Genomic DNA, 24170 nt, shown 5'->3' with positions numbered 1-24170 from the left:
GCACGCTCAAACAGCGAACGCGCGAACAGGGCAGGCGCAGACGGCGCTCGCGCAAACGACGCAATCCGGCGCGGTGCCGTTCGTCGACGAGCAGGTGCTCTTCAAGCAGCAGACGAACGGGTACGCCTGCTTCCGCATCCCGGCCGTGGTCCGCGCGGTCGACGGCACGGTCCTCGCGTTCGCCGAGGGCCGCGTCGCCGACTGCGGCGACGACGGCGACATCGACCTGGTCGTGCGCCGCTCCGCCGACGGCGGCCGCACCTGGGGGCCACTGCAGGTCGTCGCCGAGGGCAACGGCGACACGCTCGGCAACCCCTCGCCCGTGGTGGACGGGCGCACCGGGCGGATCGTGGTCGTCGGCACCCGCAACGGGCCGGCGCCCTGCCCGAACGGGTGCGACCGCGACCCGTACGTCGTGACCAGCGACGACGACGGCGCGACCTGGACCGCGCCGCGCGAGCTCACCGACGCCAAGCGGCCCGACTGGAACTTCTGGTACGCCACCGGGCCCATGCACGGCATCCAGCTGCAGCGCGGGCCGCACGCCGGCCGGCTGGTCGTCGGCGCCAACTTCGAGCACTACGACGGCGTCGGCGCGCACGTCTACGGCACGCACCTGCTCTACAGCGACGACGCCGGCGAGACCTGGCACATCGGCGCCGAGACCGCGCGCGACGACGGCACGATCATCGCCCAGGAGGTGACGGTGCTCGAGCGGCTCGACGGGTCGATCTACGCGCTCGCCCGGGAGCGCGGCACCGACCCGGGGCACCGCGCGTTCGCCGTCAGCCGCGACGGCGGCGAGAGCTTCGCGGCGCCGTTCCGGGCGATCCCGGAGCTGGAGGTGCCCGACGTCGAGGGTTCGCTGCTGCGGTACTCCGACCGCCGCATCCTCTTCTCCGCACCCGCGCACCCGGTGGCCCGCGAGGCGATGGCCGTGCGCTCCTCGTTCGACGACGCGCGCACCTTCGGCCCGTGGCAGCAGGGCAAGGTCTTCAACTGGGGCCCGAGCGGCTACTCCGACCTGGTCCGCCTCGAGGGCGACGAGGCCGGGTTGCTGTACGAGAACGGTGTGACCTCGCCGTACGAGTCGATCCGGTGGGCGCGGTTCAACGAGGCCTACCTGTCGACCCCGAACGGCTCGCCGCCGAACGTCCCGCCGCCCCCCGCGCCGGGGCCGCTCACGCCGGACCGCTCGCCGGCGCACAACCCGGCGTACGTGCGCGGCGGCGCGCAGGCCGCGCCCGGGCGGTTCGGCGAAGGGCTGGCGCTCGACGGCGTCGACGACCGCGTCGAGGTGCCGTTCGACCGCTCGATCGACGTCGCCGGCGGCGACTTCACGATGGCGGCCTGGATCAACTACACGGCCACGACCGGATCGCACGCGATCCTGTGGGCGTACCGCACCGGCTCCGGCACCACGCCGCAGGTCTGGCTGCGCGCCGAGCCCGCGAGCAACCGCATCCGGGCGCTCATCATGGTCGACCGGTTCAACATCACGGTGCAGTCGGCGAGCGCGTACAACGACGGGCAGTGGCACCACGTGGTGCTGCAGCGCGACGGCGGCACGCTGCGGCTGGCGGTCGACGGCGGCACGGTCGCCGAGGCGGCGGCGCCGCCCGGGTCGGTCACGGCGGGCAAGGAGTTCGGCGTGTACGGCATCCACATCGGACAGCGCGTCGACGGCGCGGACCGGTTCGTGGGCACGGTCGACGACGTGCGCGTCTACCGCCGCGCCCTGTCGGCGGCCGAGCTGACGCTGGTCCGCGAGCGCAATCTACCGATCGGCGGCGAGCTCGGGCTGCGGCTGACGTTCGACTGACGAGGACAGCCCGCGGGCGATGCGCTGCTTGACATCCCGGAAGTGCAGCCGCATCGCCTCGCGGGCCGTGTCGCGGTCCCTGGACCGCAGCGCGTCGACGATGCGCCGATGGTTGGCCACCGTCTGCGCGGTGCGGTCCTCGGGCGGGGCGAGGACGCCGCCGACCTCGTGGTACACGTCCCAGAACATCCCGATCAGCTGCAGGACCAGCTCGTTGCCGCAGCCCTCGTACAACAGCGCGTGGAAGGCCCGGTCCGCGCCCGGGTCGTGCGCCATGCCGTTGACGAGCGCGTCGAGGGCGGCGAAGCGGGCCTCGCTCACGGTGCCGACGACGTCGCCGATGAGCCCGGTCTCCAGCAGCTCGCGCACCTCGACGAGGTCGTGCAGGGCCCGGATCCCGCCGCCGGGGCCGGTGCGCACCCGGAAGGTGAGGGAGGGGGTGAGCACGTCGAGGGAGGCGCGGCCGACGAAGGTGCCGTAGCCGTGGCGGATCTCGACGATGCCCAGCGCCTGCAGCGCCCGGATCGCCTCGCGGACGCTGTTGCGGCTGGCGCCGAGCAGGTCCATCAGCTGCGGCTCGGTCGGCATCGGCGCGCCCGGCAACAGCTCACGGTCGTGGATCAGCTCGACGATGCGGTCCTGCACCGTCGTACCCGCGCGCCTGGCCATGCTCAACTCCCTTGACGGTACTGACCCGCCGAACATCCCACGTCCGCACTGACGCTGGTACCGGCTTTCTGACGAATTTACGTGTCCGACACACTTGACGCCCTCCGGCCGCCCTCCTACGGTTCCGAAAGGCATAGGACGTCCCACGTCCTACGATGGGAAGAGGGAACGATGACGATGCCCGGGCTCATGTTCGGCGGCGACTACAACCCTGAGCAATGGCCCGAACCGGTATGGGACGACGACGTGCGGCTCATGGGCGAGGCCGGCGTGACGCTCGTATCGGTCGGCATCTTCTCGTGGGCGTCGGTGGAGCCGCGGCCGGGGGAGTACGACTTCGGCTGGTTCGACCGCGTCATGGACCGCCTCGCCGCGGCCGGCGTGGGCGCGAGCCTGGCCACGATGACCGCCTCGCCGCCGCCGTGGCTGGCTGCGCGGCACCCGGAGACGCTGCCGCAGCGCGCCGACGGGGTGCGGCTGTGGCCGGGCGGGCGGCAGCAGTACTGCCCGTCGAGCCCGGTGTACCGCGACCACGCCGCCCGGCTCGTCGAGCGCCTCGCCGAGCGCTACGCCGAGCACCCGGCGCTGCGGCTGTGGCACATCGGCAACGAGTTCGGCTGCCACGTGCGGCAGTGCTTCTGCGACGTGTCCGCGGCCGACTTCCGCCGCTGGCTGCGCGAGCGCTACGGCGACCTCGACGCGCTCAACGCCGCCTGGTCGACCACCTTCTGGTCGCAGCGCTACGGCGACTGGGACGAGATCCTGCCGCCGCGCACCGCCCCGACGTTCGCCAACCCGGCGCAGAAGCTGGACTTCGCCCGGTTCAGCAACGACGCGATCCTGGCCTGCTACGCCATGGAGCGCGACATCGTGCGCCGGCACACCCCGCAGGTGCCGGTCACCACGAACTTCATCGGCCTGGTGCACAAGCCGATCGACTCCTTCCGCTGGGCCCGCGAGCAGGACGTCGTGAGCCTCGACAGCTACCCCGACCCGTACGACCCGCGCGCGCACGTCGAGGCCGCGTTCGGCTACGACCTGGTGCGCGCCGCCCGCGGCGGGCAGCCGTGGCTGCTCATGGAGCAGGCGCCGGGCGCGGTGAACTGGCGGGAGCGCAACGCGCCGAAGCCGGCGGGGGTGATGCGGCTGTGGACGTGGCAGGCGATCGCGCAGGGCGCCGACGCCGCGCTGTTCTTCCAGTGGCGGCAGTCCGCGGGCGGCGCGGAGAAGTTCCACTCGGCGATGGTCCCGCACGCCGGCCCCGAGTCCCGCGGCTTCCGCGACGTGCGGGCCCTGGGCGCCGAACTCGGCCGCCTCGGCGAGATCGCCGGCACGCGGGTGGACGCCGACGTGGCGATCGTGCACGACTGGGACAGCTGGTGGGCGCTGGAGTCCGACGCCCACCCGGCGGTGCTCGACCTGCTCGAGACGCACCGCGCCCACTATGCGCCGCTGTTCGACGCGCACGTGAGTGTGGATGTGGTACCCCCGGACGCCGACCTGCGGCGCTACAAGCTCGTCGTGGTCCCGAACCTGTACCTCATGACGCAGGCGACCGCCGAGCGCCTGACCCGCTACGTGGAGGCCGGCGGCCACCTCGTCGTGTCGTTCTTCACCGGCATCGTCGACGACTGCGACCGGGTGCACCTGGGCGGGTACCCGGCGCCGCTGCGGCGCCTACTCGGCCTCACCGTCGAGGAGTTCCATCCCCTTGCGCCGGGCGGCTCGGCCGGCTTCGACGGCGGGCGCGGCACGGTGTGGTCGGAGTGGGTGTCGCTCGAGGGCGCCGAGACCGTCGCGGCGTTTCGCGGCGGCGCGCTCGACGGCCGCCCCGCCGTGACCCGGCACGCGTTCGGCGCGGGCGTGGCCTGGTACCTCGCGACCCGGCCCGACCCGCCCGCGATGCGCGCCCTGTTCGACCGCGTCCGGTCCGAGGCCGGCGCGGGTGCGGTGCTCGAGGGCCTGCCGGGTGGCGTGCAGGCCGTCGTGCGCCGGGGCGGCGCCCGCCGCTACCTGTTCCTGCTCAACCACGCCGCCGAGCCGGCAACGGTGACGTTGCCCGAGCCCGGCCCCGACCTCCTGTCCGAAGCAGACAGTCCACTGTCGACGGTCGTGCTGCCGCCGCGCGGCGTTGCCGTCATCCGCACGCAAGAAGTAGACAGTCCATTGTCGACGGTTGCGCTGCCGCCGCGCGGCGTTGCCGTCAACCGCACGGAAGAGGTGACCCCTTGAAACACCGCAATCTCGCCCTGGCCGCGACCGGCGTGGGCCTGCTGGGCCTGCTCGGCGCCGCGCCGGCCGGCGCCGACGCGCAGCAGGGCCGGCCCGGCGGCTGCGAATCGTCCGTCCCGTACCGCGCGAACACCGAGGGCTACTCCGCGTTCCGCATCCCGGCGGTCGTGGCGGCCCGCTCCGGGGTGCTGCTCGCCTTCGCCGAGGGGCGCAAGGGCGGGCTGTCCGACGCCGGCGACATCGACCTGGTGCTGAAGCGCTCGACCGACGGCGGGTGCACGTGGGGGCCGCTGCAAGTGGTGTACGACAGCGGGCCGAACACGTCGGGCAACCCGGCGCCGGTGGTGACCGCGTCGGGGCGTGTGGTGCTGCTGTCGACGTACAACGCGGGCACCTCGACGGAGGCGCAGATCATGCGCGGCGAGGTGCCGGCCGAGCAGAGCCGCCGCGTGTTCGTGCAGCACAGCGACGACGCGGGCGTCACGTGGAGCGCGCCGGCGGAGATCACGGCGGACGCGAAGCGGGCGGACTGGCGCTGGTACGCCACCGGGCCCGGGCACGCGCTGCGTCTCACGCGCGGGGCGCACAAGGACCGGCTGGTCGTGCCGGCCAACCACTCCGCCGCGCCGCCGGCCGGGTCAGCCGACGTGGGGACCGAGGCGAAGTACTACGGCGCGCACGATCTCATCAGCGACGACGGCGGCGCGACGTGGCGCATCGGGTTCGTCGACGGGACCTATGACGGCTACCTGAACTCCAACGAGTCCACGGCGGCCGAGCTTCCCGACGGGCGGGTGTACTTCAACGCGCGCGAGCACAACGGTACCGCGCCCGGGAATCGGGCCGATGCCTACAGCGCGGACGGCGGGGAGACGCTCGTCGGCGGGCACTACCGGCCGCAGGCCACCATCGCCGGGCCGGTGGTCGAGGGCAGTGTCCTGCAGGTGGGAGCGGCGCTGGTCTACTGCGGGCCGGCCGACCCGGCCGCGCGGGCGGCGATGACGCTGCGGGTCAGTTTCGACGGCGGGGCGACGTTCACGCCGGGGGCGGCGCTGTCGGGGCTTCCGGCCGCGTACTCCGATCTCGTGCAGGTCGACGGCGGGACCCTCGGCGTCCTCTACGAGACGGGCGACCTCGGGGCCAATGAGACGATCACGTTCCGACGGGTGTCGCTGGCGGCGGTACCGATCTATCCATCACGGTAGCACACCTGACCTAATTGTCGGCGGACCCGCTTGCGGAGCGTAGTTTTACGCTACTCATTGTACTGTGCTCTGCAGGCGGGCCAGGCGGGACCGGACGCCGGCGAAGTGGGCGCGCATCGCGGTTGCCGCGGCGGTCTTGTCGCCGGCGACGACCGCGTTGCGGATGTCGCGGTGCTTGCGCGCCACGTCGGCGGGGGCCTCGTCCGGCTCGCCGAGCTCGTCGCGCAGCTGGTGGTACACGTCCCAGAACGCCCCGAGCAGCTGGCCCACGAGCGGGTTGTTCAGCGGGTGGTACAGCACGTCGTGGAACAGCTTGTCGGTCTCCGGCGACACCATGCCGACCGCGGCCTCGGCCTCCATCCGGGCCATCACCTCGTCGACCGCGGCCGTGCCCTGGCTCGAAGGGCCGTCGATGAGCAGCTGCACCAGGCCGCTCTCGAGGGCCTCGCGGATCTCGATGAGGTAGCCGAGGTGGCTGCGCTCGTCGAACATCGTGATCCGGCTGTGGAAGGCCAGCTCGTCGACGAGGCCGTTGAGCGACATCCGGCCGACGAACATGCCGAAGCCGTGGCGGATGTCGACGATGCCGACGGCCTGCAGCGCCTTCAGGGCCTCGCGGATCGCGTTGCGCCCGACGCCGAGCTCCTCGACCAGCTCCGACTCGGTCGGCAGGGGGTCGCCGGCCACGAGCCGCCGGCGCAGGATCAGCTCCTTGACCTCGTCCTGCACCTCGTGCGCCCGGCTGCGGCGCCGGTTTGCCGGTCGGTCACTGCGCGCCGTGGTCATGCCGCTCCCCAGGGTTGTTGTTGGTGGGACATCCTATGACGAGAGGACCCACTCTTGTGAAGGCCCTTGACCGACGTGCGACTCGGGACCTAGCCTCCACCCTACGACAGGACATGGGATGTGGGACGTCCAATGATACCGACCCCACAGCCACTGACATTGGAGGCACCGTGCACACCCCGGCTACACGGCACGCGTTCAGCCGCCGCGACTTCCTGCGGTACAGCGGCGCGCTCGGCGCCGCCGCGACCATCAGCTCCACGCTCGCCGCCTGTGGCGGCCCGGCCTCCACCTCCTCCACGGGCGGGGGTGGCGACAAGGATCTCATCACGGCCGTCATCGGCTACGGCAACGACCAGAGCTGGGACCCGACGATGACGGCCTCGGCGTTCTCGATGGCCGCCAACGTCCACATCTACGAGGGTCTGCTCGACACCGACCCGATCACCCGCCAGCCCTACCCGGCCCTGGCGACCGCGCTGCCCGCCGACGTCAACGCGACCACGTGGCGCTTCACGCTGCGCGAGGGCGCCAAGTGGCACGACGACCAGCCGGTCACCGTCGACGACGTGCTCTTCACCTACGAGCGGGTGCTCGACCCGAAGGCCAACGTGCTCATCGGCTCGTTCTTCCGCTCCTGGCTCGACACCGTGCGCAAGGTCGACGAGCGCACCGTCGAGCTGGTGTTCAAGTTCCCGTTCCCCGACGCCGTGCAGCGGCTCACCATCGCCAAGATCATGCCGAAGCACATCTTCGGCGTCGCCGGCGGCTGGGACGCGGCCAAGGGCGGCAAGGCCGTCGGGTCCGGGCCCTACAAGCAGACCTCGCACCAGCCGAAGTCGAACACGACCCTCGAGGCCTACGCCGGGTACAACGGGCCCCGCCCCGCCACGGTCAAGAAGATGAACTGGCTGAGCATCGTCGACGCCTCCGCCCGCGTCGCGAAGATCTCCGGCAGCGCCGCCGAGGCGCAGATCGCCGACAACGTGCCCTACGCCAACATCGACCAGCTCACCAAGTCCGGGCTGCAGGTCGAGGGCGGCAAGGGCATGAACCACATGTTCATCATGTTCAACACCGCCCAGAAGCCGTTCGACGACGTGCGGGTGCGCCAGGCCCTGCTGTACGCCATCGACACCCGCAAGATGATCGACGTCGCGCTCAAGGGCCACGGCGCCGCCTCGACGAGCTTCCTCAACCAGGACAACCCGTCCTACCAGCGGGCCGCCACCGTGTACGAGTACAACGTGGACAAGGCCAAGCAGCTGCTCGCCCAGGCCGGCGTCACCGGGCTCACCATCACCCTGATGGCGGTCAACGTCAGCTGGATCGCCGACTGCCTGCCCACGATCGCCAACTCGTGGGAGGCCATCGGCATCAAGACGACGCTGCAGCCGCAGGACACCAGCGCCCTGTTCACGAAGATGGACCAGTCGCAGGGCTACCAGGTGGTGGCGGCGGCGTCCAACCCCAACCAGTTCGGCCTCGACGCCGACCTGATCATGCGGTACAACTACACGTCCGGCGGCACCTGGATGAAGTACACCAAGTGGGACTCCAGCCCCGCGGCCAAGGACCTCTTCGCGAAGATGGACGCGGCCACCGCCGAGCCCGACGCGAAGAAGAAGCTCGAGCTCACCCACGCCTACCTCGACATCATCGCCGAGCAGGCCGTGCTCTACCCCGTGGTACACACCGAGCTCATGACGGCGTGGGACGCCAAGAAGCTCACCGGGGTCCGCGCGCAGGGCTACCCGGGCATCAACCTGCTGCAGGCCAAGCGGACCTGATCCAAAAGGGGGAACCACCGTGGGCATGGTCGTGCGAATGCTGGTCCGCCGGCTGCTGATCCTGGTGCCGCTGCTGCTGGGCGTCATCGCCTTCGTGTTCGTCGTCATGCGCTTCTCCGACAACAAGCCGGAGTACGCGTACTTCCAGGGCGCCAACCCGACCCCGGAGCAGATCCACCAGTTCCAGGTCGACAACGGCCTGCTGGACCCGCTGCCGGTGCGCTACGTGCGCTTCGTCGGCGAGCTGCTGCACGGCGACATGGGCACGAGCGTGCTGACGAAGGCGCCGGTCGTCGACTCGGTCTCGACGGCGCTGCCGCTGACCGTGCAGCTGACGCTGCTCGGGCTGCTCATCGCGGTGGTGCTGGCGCTGCTGTTCGGCGTCACCGCGGCGATCTTCCGGGACCGCTGGCCCGACCAGCTGATCCGGCTGGTCTCGCTGATCGGCGTGGCCGCGCCCGCCTTCTGGCTGGCGCTGCTGATGATCCAGTACCTCGCCGTCGACCGCGGCTGGTTCCCCACCGGCGGGTACATCAACCCCGCCGACTCGTTCTCCGGCTGGCTGCGCTCGATGACGCTGCCCGCGCTGTCGCTGTCGCTGCCGGTCGCCGCGCAGCTCACCCGCATCATCCGCACCTCGATGGTCGAGGAGCTCGACAAGGACTACGTGCGCACCGCGATCGGCAGCGGCCTGCCGCCGGTCGTGGTCGTCGGGCGCAATGTGCTGCGCAACGCCCTCATCAACCCGCTCACCGTTCTCGGCCTGCGGGTCGGCTACCTGCTCGGCGGCGCCGTCGTCATCGAACAGATCTACTCGCTGCCCGGCATGGGCCAGCTGATGATCAACGCGGTGCGCGACGGCGACCCCGCCGTGGTGCAGGGCGTCGTGCTCACCATCGCCGTCGGCTTCGTCGTGGTGAACCTCGTCGTCGACGTGCTCTACCTGCTCGTCAACCCCCGCTTGAGGAGCGCCGCCTGATGGGCCGCCTACGGGCCTCCGCCTGGTTCTGCATCGCCGTGCTGGCCGTCGTCATCGTCGCGGCACTGGCGGCGCCGATCGTCGCGCCGCACTCGCCCTTCGTGCAGGAGGCCGCCGGCGGCGGGCCGTCCGGCTCGCACTGGATGGGCCTGGACAGCGCCAACCGCGACATCCTGAGCCGGCTCATGTACGGCGCCCGCTGGTCGCTGCTCATCGGGCTCGGCGCCACCGCGCTCGCCCTGCTGGCGGGCGCGCTCATCGGCGCCGTGGCGGCCACCTCCCGCCGCGGCGTCGACGAGACCCTCATGCGGGTCCTCGACGTCGTCATGGCGTTCCCGGGCATCGCCCTGGCCGCGGTGCTCGTCGCGGTCTTCGGCGGCAGCGTGCTCGTGCTGGTGCTCGCCATCGCCTTCCTCTACATGCCGTCCGTCGCCCGGGTGGTGCGGGCCAACGTCCTGGCGCAGTACGAGGAGGACTACGTCGCGGCCGAGCGCACCATCGGCGCCCGCACCGCGTTCATCCTCGTGCGCCACGTCGCGGTGAACTGCGCCGCGCCGGTGCTCGTCTTCTGTACCGTCATGGTCGCCGACGCGATCGTGTTCGAGGCGTCGCTGTCGTTCATCGGCGCCGGCGTCCGCCCGCCGAACCCGTCCTGGGGCAGCGTCATCGCCGACGGCCGCAACATGGTGCTGCTCGGCGGCTGGTGGGCGACGGTCTTCCCCGGACTGCTCATCCTCGTCACCGTCCTCGCCCTGAACATCCTCGCCGAGCGCGTCGCCGACGCCTGGGCGGCGCCCGCCGCACGGCCGGCGCCGAAGACCGCCGAGGCCGACCGGATCGAGCAGGCCCACCCGGGCTCGGGTGAGATCACCGAGCTGCCGGGCCTGGCCGAGGCGGCCCGCCGCATCGGCGAGCGCGCCCGGCCGCTGCCAAGCGGCGAGCCGGTCCTGCGGGTCGCGGGCCTGGCCATCGGCTTCCCCGGCCGCCACGACGACGTCGACATCGTCGACGGCATCTCCTTCGACGTCCGGCCCGGCGAGGTCCTCGGCCTCGTCGGCGAGTCCGGATGCGGCAAGTCGCTGACCGCGCTCACCGTCATGGGCCTGCAGCCGCGCGGCGCCCGCATCCGCGGCACCGTCGAGTTCGCCGGCCGCGACCTGCTGAAGCTGCGGGCGAAGGAGCGGCGGCGGCTGCTCGGCCACGACATGGCGATGATCTACCAGGACGCACTGTCCTCGCTCAACCCGGCGATGACGATCCGCGCGCAGCTCAAGCAGCTGGTGCGCCGCGGCGGCAAGCGCAGCGCCGCCGAGCTGCTCGAGCTCGTCGGGCTCGACCCGGCGCGGACCCTGTCCGCGTACCCGCACGAGCTGTCCGGCGGCCAGCGCCAGCGCGTCCTCATCGCCATGGCGCTGTCGCGAGACCCGAAGCTCATCGTCGCCGACGAGCCCACCACCGCCCTCGACGTGACGGTGCAGGCGCAGGTGATCGAGCTGCTGCTGCGGCTGCGCGCCGAGCTCGGCTTCGCGCTCATCCTCGTCTCGCACGACCTGGCGCTCGTCTCCGACGTGACCGACCGGATCGTCGTGATGTACGGCGGCCAGATCGTCGAGTCCGGGGTCACCGCCGCCCTCATCGGCGAACCCGCGCACCACTACACCCGCGGCCTGCTCGGCTCGGTGCTGTCCCTCGAGGCCGGCGCCGAGCGGCTCACCCAGATCCGCGGCGTCGTGCCCTCGCCCGCCGACTTCCCGGCCGGCTGCCGCTTCGCCGACCGCTGCCCGATGGCCGACGAGCTGTGCCGCAGCACCGCGCCGGAGCTGGGCGGCGAACGGCACGCCGTCGCCTGCCACCATCCCGCCCTCGACCTCGCCGAGGTGGCCCGATGAGCGACCTGCTCGACCTGCTCGACCTGCGCGACGTCCACGTCGTGCACAAGGCCCGCACCGGCGGGCTGCTGCGCCGCGACCGCGTCTACGCCCTCACCGGCGCCGACCTGACCGTCCGGGCCGGCGAGACCGTCGGCGTCGTCGGCGAGTCCGGCTGCGGCAAGTCCACCCTGGCCCGCGTCCTCGTCGGGCTGCAGCGCCCGACCGCAGGCACCGTGCGCTTCCGCGGCGAGGACCTCTGGACGCTGCCGCCGAACCGCCGCCGCGCGATGGTCGGCTCCAGCACCGGCATGGTGTTCCAGGACCCGTCGACTGCCCTGAACCGCCGCCTGCCCGTGCGGCGCATCCTGCGCGACCCCCTCGACGTCCACCGCCGCGGCACGGCCCACGAACGCGATGCCCGCGTCCGCGAGCTGCTCGGCCTCGTCGGCCTGCCGGCCAGCGCCCTCGACGTGCTGCCCGGCCAGCTCTCCGGCGGCCAGCGGCAGCGGGTCGCGATCGCCCGCGCCCTGGCGCTCGGCCCCGACCTGCTCATCGCCGACGAGCCGACCAGCGCACTGGACGTCTCCGTGCGGGCCCAGATCCTCAACCTGCTGCTCGACCTGAAGGCGCAGCTCGGCCTGGCCCTGGTGTTCGTGTCGCACGACATCCAGACGGTACGCCGGATGAGCGACCGGGTCGTCACGATGTACCTCGGCCGGATCGTCGAACAGGCGCCCGCCGCCGCGGTGCCCACCGGCGCCCGCCACCCCTACACCCGGGCGCTGTTCTCGGCCACGCCGGGCCTGCTCGACCCCATCGACCCGATCCCGCTCGCCGGCCCGGTGCCATCCGCGACGCGGCCGCCGAGCGGCTGCCCGTTCCGCACCCGCTGCTGGAAGGCCGACGACGTCTGCGCCACCGAGATGCCTCTCGCGCAGGACGACGGCGACGGGCACTTGTTCCGCTGTTACCACCCGGTGCGCGACGGCGCCACCGACCGAGAACTGATCAGCCAAGCACAGGAGCGCGCATGACCACCGCCACCGCACTGACCGGCGTCATTCCCCCGGTGTGTACCCCGCTCACGCCGGACTTCGAGGTCGACACCGCGTCCCTGGTCCGGCTGGTGGACCACCTGATGGCCGGCGGCGTCGACGGCCTGTTCGTCCTCGGCTCCACCTCCGAGGCGGCGTTCCTGCCCGACGGGCACCGCCGGGTCGTCCTCGACACCGTCGTCGGCCACGTCGCCGGCCAGGTGCCCGTCCTCGCCGGCGCCATCGACATGACCACCCTGCGCGTGCTCGACCACGCCCTCGCCGCCGTCGTCGCCGGCGTCGACGGCCTCGTCGCGACTGCGCCCTTCTACGCCCGCACCCACCCGGCCGAGATCGACCTGCACTTCCGCACCATCGCGGCCCGCACCGGTGTCCCGTTGTACGCCTACGACCTGCCCGTCTCCGTGCACAGCAAGCTCCCCGCGGACCTGCTGCTCGACCTGGCCGCCGACGGCGTGCTGGCCGGGCTCAAGGACTCCAGCGGCGACGACGCCGGGCTGCGCAACGTCCTGCTCGGCCGCCGCGACCGCACCGGCCTCGACGGCTTCGCGGTGCTCACCGGCTCCGAGCTGACCGTCGACTCGGCGCTGTGGATGGGGGCCGACGGCGTCGTGCCGGGGCTGGGCAACGTCGACCCGCACGGCTACGCGCGGCTCTACCGCGCCGCCCGCGACGGCGACTGGGCCGCCGCCCGCACCGAGCAGGAGCGCCTGGTGCGCCTGTTCGAGCTCATCGTCGTCGGCCGGTCCCGGATGGGGCACGGCTCTTCGGCCCTCGGCGCGTTCAAGGCCGCCCTGTACCTGCGCGGCGTCATCGCGCACCCGACGACGGCGGTGCCGCAGATCCCCCTCGACGAGTCGGAGATCGCCGCGGTGGGCAAGTACCTCGCCGCCGCCGACCTGCTCTGAGGAGAGACCCGCTACGGTCGAGGCATGATCGAGGTCGATGAGCACGGCGCCGTGCGCGTCGTGCGGCTGCACCACGGCAAGGTCAACGCGCTGGACCTGGAGCTGCTGCTGGCGCTGCGGGACACGTTCGCCGGGCTGCGCGACGCGCCCGTCGTGCTCACCGGCGCCGGCCGCTGCTTCAGCGCCGGCGTCGACCTGCGCCGCGTGCTGCAGGAGGGTGAGAACCCGGCCTATGCCGCGGCGTTCCTGGCGGCGCTCGGCGGCGCCTGCCGGGCCGTGTTCGAGCACCCCCGCCCGGTCGTCGCCGCCGTCAACGGGCACGCCATCGCCGGCGGCTGCATCCTCGCCCTCGCCTGCGACCGGCGGTTCATGGCCGGCGGGACGATCGGCGTCACCGAGCTCGCCGTCGGCGTGCCGTATCCGGCCGTGCCGATGGAGGTCCTGCGCTTCGCCGCCGGGCCCGCCGCGAGCGACCTCGCCCTGTCGGCGCGCACCATGGGCCCCGAGGAGGCGGCCCGCATCGGGCTCGTCGACGCCGTCGTGCCCGCCGGGGAGCTGCTCGACCGGGCGCTCGGCGAGGCCGGGCGGCTGGCACGAGTACCGGCGGCAACCTATGCGCTGACCAAGCGGCAGCTGCGGCGCGATGCGGTCGCCCGGATGGACGCCGGCGCCGCCGACGACGCGCAGGTGCTCGCCGGCTGGGCCACCCCCGAGGCGCGGGCCGCGATCGCCGCGTTCTTCGAGGCGCTCTAGCCTCGCGGCAGCCAGGGCGGCTGCCACGGCGGATGCCCGGACAACAACGCATCGGCCCCGGGCGGTCCCCACGACCCGACCGGGTACCGGTGGACGGGGGGCGGATAGGCCACCAGCGGTTGCAAGATCCGCCAGCTCTCCCGCGCTGCGTCCTGCCGGGCGAACAGCCGGTCGTCGCCGGTCAGCGCGTCGTACAGCAGCCGTTCGTAGGGTGCCTGCGGCACCCCGAGCTCCTGCGCGAACAGCGAGTCCAGGCGCACCGGGCGCCACGCGTGGTGCTCGTCCAGCGCCGCCAGCTGCAGCCGCAGCCCGGGTTCGGGGGTGATGCGCAGTACGACCTGGTTGGCCTCCACCCTGGCCGCGTTGGGCAGGAACCGCAGGCGGGGGGTGTTCCGCAGCACCAGCCGCACCTCGGTTGCCCGCACCGGCAGCTGCTTGCCGGCCCGTATGAAGATCGGCACCCCGGCCCACCGCCAGCTGTCGATCCCCAACCGAAGCGCGACGAACGTCTCGGTGTCCGACTCCGGGTCTACCCCGGGCAGCTGTGTGTAGCCGTCGTACTGGCCCCGGACGCAGTGCCGTGCGTCCGCCGGTGGCATCGCCTTGAGCACCTCGGCCTTCTTGTCTCGCAGGTCATCGGCCGAGGCTCCGATCGGCGGGTCCATCGCGACCAGCGCGAGCACCTGCAGCAGATGGTTCTGCACAACGTCGCGAAGCGTCCCCACCGCGTCGTAGAACGGGCCGCGACCCTCAACCCCGAAGTTCTCCGCCATCGTGATCTGCACGACCTCGACGCTGTCGCGGTCCCACAACTGCGCCATGGCGAAGTTCGCGAACCGCAGATACTCGATCTCGATCACCGGTTCCTTGCCCAGGAAGTGATCCACGAGCAGGAGCTGCCGATCGTCGAGCACCTGGTGCAGGCGATCGCTGAGCTCCCGCGCCGAGGCCAGGTCGTGCCCGAACGGCTTCTCCACCGCCACGCGCCCGTCCCCGACGAGGCCGGCCGCATCCAACCTGTCCACGATCGGCGCAGCCAGTGATGGCGGCATTTCGAGGTAGTACAGCGGCCGGCGGGCCCTGGCCAGCTGCGCCGCCAACACCTTGTACAGCTGCGGGTCGGTCACGTCGCCGGCCAGGTAGGTCAACCGCCGGGCCAGCCGGGCGAACACCGCCTCGTCCACCGGTTCGCCGGACTCCTCGATCGCCGTGCGCGCCCGCACCAGCAACTCCTGTGTGCTCAGCGCCGTGGCCGCGACGCCGACCACCGGGCAGGTCAGCGCGCCGCGCCGTTCCAGCCGGTACAGCGCCGGGAAGGTCATCTTCCGCGCCAGGTCGCCGGTGATCCCGAAGATCACCAATGCGTCCGCGATCCATCCGGCCACCGTCAGACCACCGCGCTCCCGACCTTGCCGACCCTCACTCCAGGACCCTCCCCACGCAGCCCGCCGGGCATCACTGTTCGCCGGGCTTCTCGTTACCCGGCATTGCGAGCCCAAACAACGGCGACGACTCGCCGGACTCGGGTGGCCAGGCGCGACAGACAACAGCCGGAAAGCCATACAGCATGGCGGGAAGGCTGTCCGGGCAGGTCGTGCCCCCTGACGAGGAGCTAGGACAGCGCCTGCGCCAGGACCGCGGTGTGGGCGTGCTCGAGGTCGCGGGTGGCGGTCAGCAGGGTGAGCGTCCCCGCCTCGGCCTGCTCCCGCAGCTCCCGCAGCGCCTCGGCGTGCTCGGCGTCACCCAGCTCGGCCCGGTAGCGCTGCGCGAACTCGGCGAAGCGGTCCGGGTCGTGCCCGTACCACTTGCGCAGCGGCGCCGACGGTGCGACCGCGCGCAGCCACTCGTCGACCGCGGCGGCCTCCTTCCTGAGCCCTCGCGGCCACAGCCGGTCGACCAGCACCCGCCGGCCGTCGTCCGCGTCGGGCGGGTCGTATGCCCGCTTCACGTGTACCACCCCTCAACCCTGCCACGCCATGAAACGCGAGGTCATCGACAGCCGGGCCGGCGGCGGGGGATCGTGCGGGGTATGACCGAGACGACCGGCGCCGCCGCCAACCGGCGGCGCTTCCTGGACGCCTTCTCCCGCTTCGCGGGTGGCGACGTCGATGTCCTGTACTCCGTGCTGCGCGAGGACTTCGTCGAGCACAGCCCCGGCAACCCGTCCGGCCGCGACGCGTTCGTCGACTTCATCCGCACCGCACCCGTCGCGGGCGCCCGGCTGGACCTCAAGCGGGTGGTCGCCGACGACGAGTACGTCGTCGCGCACTACCTCATGACCGAGCCGGGCGGCGCCGGCACGGCCGTCGTGGACATCTGGCGCTTCGAGGCCGGTCTGATCGCCGAGCACTGGGATGTGGTACAGCCCGTGGCCGACGGCATGTTCTGAACGCCCGCCGCCGGGTATCACCGCCCACTGTCCGATGCGCGTCGCGTCGGATCGCCGACGGCGGGAACATCCGCACGGCGACGGCGCGGGCGGCCCGGCGGGGCGAGACTCGGCGACCATGACCATGCCCAACCCGCCCTTCCAGGGCGTTCCACATAGTCCGGTACCGAAGAAGAAGTCCCGTCTCGGCCTCGTGCTCGGCATCGCCGGCGGCGTGCTCGCGCTCTGCTGCGGCGGCGGGATCGTCGCGGCGCTGACCGTCGACACCGGCAAGAAGGCCGACACCGGCAAGAAGGCGGCCGCACCCGCGGCCGTCTCCACCTACAAACAGCCCGGCGACCCCTGCGCGCTGGGCGACCTGAAGCTGCTCGGCCCCCGCGTCGGCGAGGGCAAGGGGGAGTCGACGCAGGAGACGGGCGACCTGCCGCTCACCGGCTGCGACTACTTCCTCGCCGCCGACGACGGCGCACAGGAGGTCAAGGCCTTCGCCGCCGCCGACGACAAGACCGCCGCGCGCTACGAGCAGGCGTGGAAGCTGTACCCCAACATGACCGGCTTCAGCGGCGAGAAGGTCGGCGGCTGCGGCGCGCAGGCGTTCTTCACCAAGCGGCTGAGCTACGGCGACAAGCGCATCGAGGCGCAGCTGGTGTGCTCGCAGGACAACCTCTACGTCGAGGTGCGCTTCAACGCCGGCGGCAACGAGCCGTGGGACGCCGCGGCCATGCGGGGCAATCTGGTCGCATTCGCCAACGCGATGATCGCCGCGACGCCGAAGGCCTGATGCCACAACGGTTTTCGAAAACCCAGGATATGGGCCGGCGGCCGTGCCGGCCCTTACCATCGGGCGGTGAACCTGACCCGCGGCCCCGGTCCGGCGCCGGTCCTGCTGTCCTACGCGGCGTTCGTCCTCGTCGGGCTCGGCGCCGGCGTCGGCGGCATCCTCATCCCGGCGCAGATCGCGGACTACGGGGTCGACGAGGCCACCATCGGCATCACGTTCTTCACGTCCTCGGCCGGGTTCATGGTCGCCGGCGCCACCGCCGGCGCGCTGCTGCACCGGGTCAGCATCCGCGTCGCCCTCGCCATCGGCGGCGTCGCGTACATCGCGGCCGCGTTCGCGATGGCGGCCCGCCCGCCGTTCGCGGTGCTGGTCGCCGTGCAGCTGCTCGCCGGGTACGGCACCGGCATCCTCGAGTCGATCCTCAACGTGTACCTGACGCAACTGCCGCGCCCGGCCACCCTGCTCAACCGGCTGCACGCCTTCTTCGGCGTCGGCGCGCTGCTCGGCCCGCTGCTGGCCGCCGGCCTGCTGCAGTACCTGCCGTGGACCGCCGTCTGGCTCGTCCTCGGCGCCGTCGCCGTGCCGCTGACGGCGGGCTTCCTCATCGTGTACCCCCGGACGACCCCGCCGGCGGCGCACCCGGACACGCCGCGGCCCAGCGGCGTGCTCGGCGAGGCGCTGCGCCGGCCCGTGATCGTGCTCGCCTCGGTGTTCCTGTCGGTGTACGTCGGGCTGGAGATCGGCGTCGGCAACTGGGGCTTCACGTTCCTCGTGCAGGAGCACGGCGAGCCGTCGCTGGTTGCCGGGTACACCATCAGCGGCTACTGGCTGGGCCTGACCCTCGGCCGGTTCCTCATCAGCCCGGCCGCGACCCGCGCCGGGATGTCCCCGGCGGCGATGGCCACGGCGTGCCTGGCCGGGGTCACGGCCGGCGCCGCGCTCATCTGGGCCGCCCCGATCGCCGCGGTCGCCACGGCGGGTTTCGTGCTCCTGGGCTTCTTCCTCGCGCCGCTGTTCCCGACCGCGATGGCCGTCGTGCCGGACCTCGTCGAGCCGCGCCTGGTCGCCACCGCCATCGGCGTCATGAACGGCGTGTCCGTCATCGGCGGCGCCGGCCTGCCCTGGCTGGCCGGCTGGCTCGCGCAGCACGTCGGCATCTGGACGCTGATGCCGTTCGCGCTGACCCTGTCGGTGCTGCAGCTCATCGTGTGGCGCCTCATGGTCGCCCGCGGCGGCCGGCCCGCCGCCCTGGAGGTCACCGGCCCACGTGCGTGAAGCCGGCCCACGACGCGGTGCCGAACACCGTCCCCGGTGCGCAGTGCCGCCGCAGCTCGGCCGGCATCCGCTCCGGCAGTGCCCGGCCCGGGTCGAGCATCCACAGCTGCGCGCGGTGCAGCGCGTCGGCCGGCCGGCAGCCGCCGGCGCGCAGGAAGTGATGCACCATGTACATCAGCACCGACGTGTCGCCGTCCAGCACCGGCCACAGCGAGCCGAACACCGTGCGCGCCCCCGCCGCGAGGAACGACGTGGCCAGGCTGAGCGCCTCGTCGTGGTCGTCGCCGGTGACCCCGGTGGTGCAGGCGGCCAGGAACACCTCCCCGATGTCGAGCTCCTGCCGCCGGGCCCGGTCCAGCAGGTCGTTCGCCGCCAGCGGCGCCCCGCCGGCGAGCACCAGGTGCGCCAGCGCCGGCCGCGCCGGGTCGATCGCGCCGTGGCAGGCGAAGTGCAGCATCAGCGGGCCGGCCGGCGCCGCGTCGATCCAGCCGAGCACGCCCTGCGGCGTGCCCTCGGCCCGCCCGAGGTACGTGCCGCCCGGGTAGAACTGCCGGTGTATCGCCCCCGCCTCGACGCCGGCGAAGTACAGGTCGCCGCCCGGGTCCCCGACGACGAGCGCGGCGCCGACGCCCGCGGCCGGCGCGGCGCCCGCGCTCGCGCACAGGTGCCGCGCCGACGGCGTGTACGAGAAGACCGCCTCGCGCACGGCGTGCCCTGACCCGCGGGCCGCGTGCCATGGCACGACCCCGAGGACACCCAGCGGCGCGAGCACCAGGCGGGCCGGGCGGCCGAGGCACCAGCCCGCGGCGACGTCGAGGAGGTCGGCCATCGCGGCCCGCCACGCCCAGGCGCACACCTCGTCGAGCTCGTCGCCCGCCGGTGCCGCCGCGGCGGACGGGCTCGGCCCAGCGTCGCGCGCCTGCGCCCGGCGCCGGGCGTAGCGGCGCACCGGGGCGTCGTCGCCGACGTGCAGGCGCGGCAGCCAGCGCACCGTCGCCGGTCCGTGCGCGGGCACGATCACCGCGGCGCCGGGCTCGCCGTCGTCGCCGGCCCGCAGGTACACCAGCGCGTCGGCCTCCAGCCCGGCGAGGGCCGCCCGGATCGCCGCCGGGGCGACCGGCTCGAAGCCCGCGACCCCCGCGCCGCCGTCGCCGAGCGCCCGCAGCGCCGTCAGCCGCAGCTCGTCCGGCACCGCTCGGTCCTCGTCGGCCTCGGACAGCGGTCGACCGCTGACGAGGTCGTGCCCGTCGCCGGCGGTCCGGCGCCAGTGCGCGGCCAGGACGCCCTGACCGGCGAGCTCGAGGCGGTCCGCGATCTGCCGGGCGCTCGCCGCGGCCTGCAGCACCAGCGCCCGCCCGGCGTCGAGGGCCGCGATGAGCTCGTCGTCGACGCCGTCCTCGCGCTCCCGGTCCGCCAGGCACCAGCCCGCCACCGTCCGCGCGATGCCGGCGGCGGTGCGGGCCGCGGCGATGGCGTAGTCCGTGCCGGCCTTCACGGCCACCTGCCAGGCGACGCCCTGCAGCGCGGACATGCCGATCGAGCGCGCCGCGGCCGCGTCGCCGCAGATCCGCACCGCCTCCGCGCGCCCGACGGCGAGGGACGACCACATCGGATACTCGCGGCCCCCGGCGAGTCGCATCGCCGCCGCGTAGTGCTCGCCGGCGGCCCGCGCCTGAGCCACGTCCTCTCCCCACTGGGCGAGCCGCAGCCGCGCGGCACCGGCGACGAGGTGGGTGACGATGGCCAGCCGCGGCTCGTCGGGGCCGATGAGGCCCAGCGCGGACTCCGCGTATGCGGCCGCCCGCCGCAGGACGGCCGCGTCCCGCTCTGCGGTGCCCTGGTCGACCAGGGCACCGCAGAGCGTGATGTCGTGCGCGATCTCCATGTCGCCGGCCAGGCCGGGCTCGCGGCGCAGCGGCCGCAGCTCGATCGGCGGCGCCGCCGGCGGATCGGCCAGCAGATGCACCATCCGCAGCGTCCGAGCCATGGCTGTGTAGCCGAGGTGCGGCGCGTCCTGCGCCTCGAGGGCCGGGGCGTACCGCTCGGCGAGCGCGAGCAGGCCGGCCCGGTCGTTGCGCGCGTTCAGCTCGACGAACTCGTGGTAGGCAGCCACCGAGGCGTCGGAGGGCCCGGTGAAGCGCAGCCCGCCGGGGCGGCGGAACCCGGTGTACTCCGATCGGTGGTCCATGACGAGGCGCAGTACGGCGCCGATGGGTGAGCTTGCGGCGTCGGGGTGCGCGGCCGCCGCCCGGGCCAACCGGCCTATGCCGCCGTCCGAGGCCGCATGGGGGTCGGCCAGGTACTCGCGGTACTCCAGCGCGCCCAGCCCCAGGTCCACGTAGGCCGCCCACTCCGGCCTCGCGCTGCGCGCCGTGGCGGCGACGGCGAACAGGCCGCGGATACGTGCGGAGTCGGCCGGCCGGAGGCCGTGCGGTGTGAGTACCAACTCCGCCAGGCCGAGGAGGGCGCAGGACATGGCCACCTGGTCGGCGCCGGCCCGCTCGGCGCGCAGCAGGGCCTGGTGGCCGCGATCGATCAGCTCGCGCCACGCCGCGGCGACGCCGGGCAGCGCGGGATCGTCCTCCAGCGCGCTCTGCACCGTGAGGCGCTCCCGCATGGTCGCCAGCAGCTCGTCGTGGTCGGGGATGTCGCAGGCGAGCGCGGCGTCGAAGTGGCGGGCCGCGGCGCGCAGGGCGTCCTGGTCGCCTTCGAGCTCGCCGGCGAGAGCCTCGGCGCGGGCCAGGCCGCGGTACTCGTCCCACGGCTGCGGATCGGCCGACTCCCGCACCACCCGCTCGAGCAGCTCGACCGCCCGGCGGGCCTGTGGCGCGGACGCGTCCTGCTCGGCCCGGACCCGCAGCATCTCGGCCAGGAGGGCGGCGGTCCACGGGTCCCATCTGCGGTCGAGGAGCTCGGTGCGCGCCGCGATCGCCGCGTCGAGGTCGGCGCGGGCCCCTACGTCGTCGCCGGCGTCCGCGCGGGCGAGGCAGCGGCCCAGGTGCCCGTCGGCGAGCTGTCCCACGAGGTCGTCCGGCAGCGGCGCCTCCGGGTCGCCCGCACGGAAGAGCTCCTGCGCCGTGCGCGCCGCCGAGACCGCCCGGTCGTGGTCGTCCCGGCTGTCGTGTGCCAGGGACAGCAGGCCGGCGACGTAGGCGAGCCGGCCGTCGCCGACCCAGTCGGCGACCTCGTCCGGAAGGGTCGCGCGGACCGCCAGCAGGGAGGTCATCGCCGGATCCGCGGCCGCCAGCCCGGCGTCGAGGTGAGCCCGGTCGGGCGGGTCGTCGACGTAGGCGGACGCCTCGATGTGTGCCGCGCCGGACAGCAGCCGCACGTAGTGCGTCGCCACCGGGTTCGCGCCGCTGAGCCGCAACGCCTCGAGGGCCGCGATGAGGCGACCGGACTCGGCCGCCGCCTCCTCGATGCCGGGCGAGTCCGCGCCGCGGTAGCGCACCGTCCGGGAGCGGCTCCACAGGCAGTCGGCGAGCGCGACGGCGATCTCGTCGCGGCCGGGGTGGTCGGCGGGCATGTCGGCGTAGAGCCATCGCAGCCACCGCGCCGCCTCGTCGTAGTCGGGCACGCTGTCGTCGAGGCCGGCTCGCTCGTCGTGGAGGCGGCCGAGCCACCATCGCCAGACGAGGGCATCGGGGTGATCGGGCTCGCCTCCGTGTGCGATGCCGAGCAACACGATTGCGGACTCCAGGTCCGCGCGGTGCTGCGTCTCGCCGTAGCGCTCGGTGTAGGCGCGGCCGAGATCGCCGAACGCCGTCGGTCCGTCCAGGCCGGCGTCGTTGCGTTCCAACATTGCCTCCAAGGCGACGATGCGCTCTGCGGCGGTGGTCATGGCAGCACCGCCGTGACGACCGGGATCACGGTGGCGGACCATTCGTGCGCACCCCAGCCGGCGGCGGGCCGGGTGTCGCGGTTCGGCGACGGGCCGCCGAGGCGGGGCAGTTCGAAGGCGCGGGCGTCGAACTCGTCCTCGGCGACGATCAGGACCAGCCAGTCGCGCGCCGATCGGCCGGGCGCCGGATCTCGCCCCGCGGGCAGGCTGAACGCGACCGGGCGGCCGTCCAGCGCCGCTCCCGCGCGGCCCGGAGCGATCACGGCGCCGGGGAACAGGCCGGCGTGGATGCGGAACGTGTCGGTGAGGTCGAGCAGGGCGCAGTACAGGGGGCGCGGCGAGCGGTTGTGCAGCCGGATGAAGACCTCGGGCGGCGCCGGGCAGTAGCGCAGCTCGAAGCCGCCGCCGGCGTCCGGGGTCAGGCCCGGGCGGTCCGCCGGCGCGCTCGCCTCGCCCGGATGCGGCTCCACCAGCTCGACGCTGACCGCGCCGGCGAGGCGGGACAGCGGGTTGCGCAGGTCGCGGACCTGTCGCCAGCGCGCGATGTGCTCCAGCGCCGCCACCACGCGGCACGGGTCGGTCTCGCGGTGCAGCGGCCGGCCCTCGGCGTCGAGGATGCCGAGCGCGCCGTCCGCGAGGGGGCGGACCCGCAGCTCGGCCGGCTCCGCCGCGCGGACGAAGCGGATGTGGGCCGACGGGCCGGCCGGCAGCGCGGGGACGCCGTCGTCCACGGCGACGGTCGTGGCGGGGGCCGGCACCCGGCTCAGCGCCGCGCGGTAGGTCCGGCCGGGGTCGGGTGCCCAGCCCAGCGGCGTGACCACGGTGCGGCCGGTCAGCACGCGGCGCGCCTCGGCCTCGCGCACGGGCGGCGGCCCGTCCACCGCGAACCGGGCCGGGTCGCCGGCAACGGCGGGCACGCCGTGGCAGAGGCCGGCGTTGACCTCCCAGCCGTCGCGGCCCTCGCGCATGGTCAGGCCGGCGGCGGGAGCGATCCGGCCGCCCAGGAACGGCTGGTCGGCCGGGCCGGGGCCGGTCGGGATCAGCTCGGGGCGCTGCGCGACCGACCAGCGCTCCACCTCGCCCCGCGCGACGGCAAGGAGGTCCCGGTAGGTCGTCGCCGGCGGGCAACGGCGCAGTGCGGCCGTCAGCGACCAGCTGAACAGGCCGCGGTCCCGGCCGTCGAGGCGGCGCTCGCGGGCCTGCTCGGTGGCGCGGCACGCGGCCAGCGTGAGCGCGCGCGGTTCGGGGACGCCCTGGCGGTACCGCTGCCAGAGACCGGGCAGCAGGAAACGCTCGTGCGGCAGGGTGCGCGGCGCGGCGGTGCGCAGGCGGAGGCCCTCGGGGCCGCGGCTCGCGCCGCCGGAGTGGCAGCAGTCGAGGACCGCGACGACGTGTGCGCCGCGCTCGGCCACCTCGTCGAGGAGCACGGCCAGCTCCTTGTCGAGCAGGTCGGGGTGGTCGTCCGTGCGGCTGTCCGCGCAGACCAGGGTCTGCAGGAGGCCGGTCGGCTCCAGGTGCCACAGGGCGTCGGGGACAGGGACCGCCGAGCCATGGCCGCTGAACCAGAACAGGGCGGTGTCGCCGGCGCGGGCCCGGGCCAGGTGGGTCCGGAAGCCGGCGACGATCGCCGAACGGGTCGCCTCGTCGTTGAGCAGGCGGCGGACGTGCAGGTCGGTGCCGGGCGCGCGGCGGTGCTCCAGCAGGGATCGGGCGTCGGCCACGTCGTTGGCGCAGCCGGCCAGGGCGGGCACCGACGGCGACCGGTAGCGGTCGATGCCGACCAGCAGGGCGTACAGCGTGCTCACACTGCTTCC

General features: G+C 73.7%; 18 protein-coding genes. 12 read left to right on the top strand and 6 right to left on the bottom strand.

Annotation, left to right across the window (positions count from 1 at the left end):
* Positions 1 to 73 precede the first annotated feature (73 nt).
* A complete protein-coding gene (locus ABD901_RS16500) occupies positions 74 to 1822 on the top strand; it encodes an exo-alpha-sialidase (protein ID WP_345127695.1) in 1749 nt (582 codons plus the stop codon).
* Here the strand turns inward: ABD901_RS16500 and ABD901_RS16495 are convergent.
* Entirely contained in the window at positions 1778 to 2491 is a 714-nt protein-coding gene (locus ABD901_RS16495) for a FadR/GntR family transcriptional regulator (RefSeq protein WP_345127693.1), read from the bottom strand. The two genes, ABD901_RS16500 and ABD901_RS16495, sit on opposite strands and share 45 nt — an antisense overlap.
* A gap of 171 nt (positions 2492 to 2662) precedes the next feature.
* On the opposite strand from ABD901_RS16495, the gene ABD901_RS16490 reads away from it, so the two are divergent.
* The gene (locus ABD901_RS16490; protein ID WP_345127691.1) at positions 2663 to 4723 is read left to right on the top strand and encodes a beta-galactosidase; all 2061 of its coding nucleotides are present in this window, start codon (positions 2663 to 2665) and stop codon (positions 4721 to 4723) included.
* Entirely contained in the window at positions 4720 to 5928 is a 1209-nt protein-coding gene (locus ABD901_RS16485; RefSeq protein ID WP_345127689.1) for a sialidase family protein, read from the top strand. Before ABD901_RS16490 ends, ABD901_RS16485 begins: the two co-directional genes overlap by 4 nt.
* Before the next feature lie 54 nt (positions 5929 to 5982).
* On the opposite strand, the gene ABD901_RS16480 is transcribed toward ABD901_RS16485, so the two are convergent.
* Positions 5983 to 6714: a FadR/GntR family transcriptional regulator gene (locus ABD901_RS16480; protein ID WP_345127685.1), complete on the bottom strand. Its 732-nt coding sequence runs from the start codon at positions 6712 to 6714 to the stop codon at positions 5983 to 5985.
* Between the two features lie 170 nt (positions 6715 to 6884).
* On the opposite strand from ABD901_RS16480, the gene ABD901_RS16475 reads away from it, so the two are divergent.
* Genes ABD901_RS16475 through ABD901_RS16450 form a run of 6 tightly spaced genes read left to right on the top strand, consistent with a single transcriptional unit; the run spans position 6885 to position 14070 of the window.
* Entirely contained in the window at positions 6885 to 8504 is a 1620-nt protein-coding gene (locus tag ABD901_RS16475) for an ABC transporter substrate-binding protein (RefSeq protein ID WP_345127682.1), read from the top strand.
* Between the two features lie 25 nt (positions 8505 to 8529).
* Positions 8530 to 9483, top strand: coding sequence for an ABC transporter permease (locus tag ABD901_RS16470; RefSeq protein ID WP_345127680.1), 954 nt, complete (start codon positions 8530 to 8532; stop codon positions 9481 to 9483).
* Entirely contained in the window at positions 9483 to 11372 is a 1890-nt protein-coding gene (locus tag ABD901_RS16465; protein WP_345127678.1) for a dipeptide/oligopeptide/nickel ABC transporter permease/ATP-binding protein, read from the top strand. The genes ABD901_RS16470 and ABD901_RS16465 overlap by 1 nt, the downstream gene beginning before the upstream one ends.
* The gene (locus ABD901_RS16460) at positions 11369 to 12388 is read left to right on the top strand and encodes an oligopeptide/dipeptide ABC transporter ATP-binding protein (protein WP_345127675.1); all 1020 of its coding nucleotides are present in this window, start codon (positions 11369 to 11371) and stop codon (positions 12386 to 12388) included. Before ABD901_RS16465 ends, ABD901_RS16460 begins: the two co-directional genes overlap by 4 nt.
* Complete coding sequence (locus tag ABD901_RS16455; RefSeq protein WP_345127673.1) at positions 12385 to 13317, top strand: dihydrodipicolinate synthase family protein; 933 nt, start codon at positions 12385 to 12387, stop codon at positions 13315 to 13317. Before ABD901_RS16460 ends, ABD901_RS16455 begins: the two co-directional genes overlap by 4 nt.
* A gap of 24 nt (positions 13318 to 13341) precedes the next feature.
* Entirely contained in the window at positions 13342 to 14070 is a 729-nt protein-coding gene (locus tag ABD901_RS16450) for an enoyl-CoA hydratase/isomerase family protein (RefSeq protein ID WP_345127670.1), read from the top strand.
* On the opposite strand, the gene ABD901_RS16445 is transcribed toward ABD901_RS16450, so the two are convergent.
* Both ABD901_RS16445 and ABD901_RS16440 read right to left on the bottom strand, forming a co-directional pair.
* A complete protein-coding gene (locus ABD901_RS16445; RefSeq protein WP_345127666.1) occupies positions 14067 to 15455 on the bottom strand; it encodes a glucose-6-phosphate dehydrogenase in 1389 nt (462 codons plus the stop codon). The two genes, ABD901_RS16450 and ABD901_RS16445, sit on opposite strands and share 4 nt — an antisense overlap.
* Positions 15456 to 15682: 227 nt before the next feature.
* A complete protein-coding gene (locus ABD901_RS16440; protein ID WP_345127663.1) occupies positions 15683 to 16018 on the bottom strand; it encodes a DUF488 domain-containing protein in 336 nt (111 codons plus the stop codon).
* Positions 16019 to 16099: 81 nt separating this feature from the next.
* On the opposite strand from ABD901_RS16440, the gene ABD901_RS16435 reads away from it, so the two are divergent.
* The 3 genes from ABD901_RS16435 to ABD901_RS16425 all read left to right on the top strand — a co-directional run bounded on the left by ABD901_RS16435 (position 16100) and on the right by ABD901_RS16425 (position 18515).
* The gene (locus tag ABD901_RS16435) at positions 16100 to 16459 is read left to right on the top strand and encodes a nuclear transport factor 2 family protein (protein ID WP_345127659.1); all 360 of its coding nucleotides are present in this window, start codon (positions 16100 to 16102) and stop codon (positions 16457 to 16459) included.
* Positions 16460 to 16577: 118 nt separating this feature from the next.
* Complete coding sequence (locus tag ABD901_RS16430; RefSeq protein WP_345127657.1) at positions 16578 to 17240, top strand: hypothetical protein; 663 nt, start codon at positions 16578 to 16580, stop codon at positions 17238 to 17240.
* Positions 17241 to 17306: 66 nt separating this feature from the next.
* On the top strand, positions 17307 to 18515 hold the full coding sequence (locus ABD901_RS16425) for an MFS transporter (RefSeq protein WP_345127655.1): 1209 nt from the start codon (positions 17307 to 17309) through the stop codon (positions 18513 to 18515).
* Here ABD901_RS16425 and ABD901_RS16420 read toward each other — a convergent pair.
* Together ABD901_RS16420 and ABD901_RS16415 are read right to left on the bottom strand one after the other, a co-directional pair.
* Positions 18496 to 22356 carry a CHAT domain-containing protein gene (locus tag ABD901_RS16420; protein ID WP_345127653.1) on the bottom strand — a complete coding sequence of 1287 codons (3861 nt, stop codon included), beginning with the start codon at positions 22354 to 22356 and terminating at the stop codon, positions 18496 to 18498. The two genes, ABD901_RS16425 and ABD901_RS16420, sit on opposite strands and share 20 nt — an antisense overlap.
* The gene (locus ABD901_RS16415; RefSeq protein ID WP_345127651.1) at positions 22353 to 24161 is read right to left on the bottom strand and encodes a caspase family protein; all 1809 of its coding nucleotides are present in this window, start codon (positions 24159 to 24161) and stop codon (positions 22353 to 22355) included. Before ABD901_RS16415 ends, ABD901_RS16420 begins: the two co-directional genes overlap by 4 nt.
* Positions 24162 to 24170: the final 9 nt, after the last annotated feature.

It is taken from the genome of Dactylosporangium darangshiense, assembly GCF_039537565.1.
Taxonomy (GTDB): domain Bacteria; phylum Actinomycetota; class Actinomycetes; order Mycobacteriales; family Micromonosporaceae; genus Dactylosporangium; species Dactylosporangium darangshiense.
This window is presented reverse-complemented; position numbering and strand designations above follow the sequence as displayed.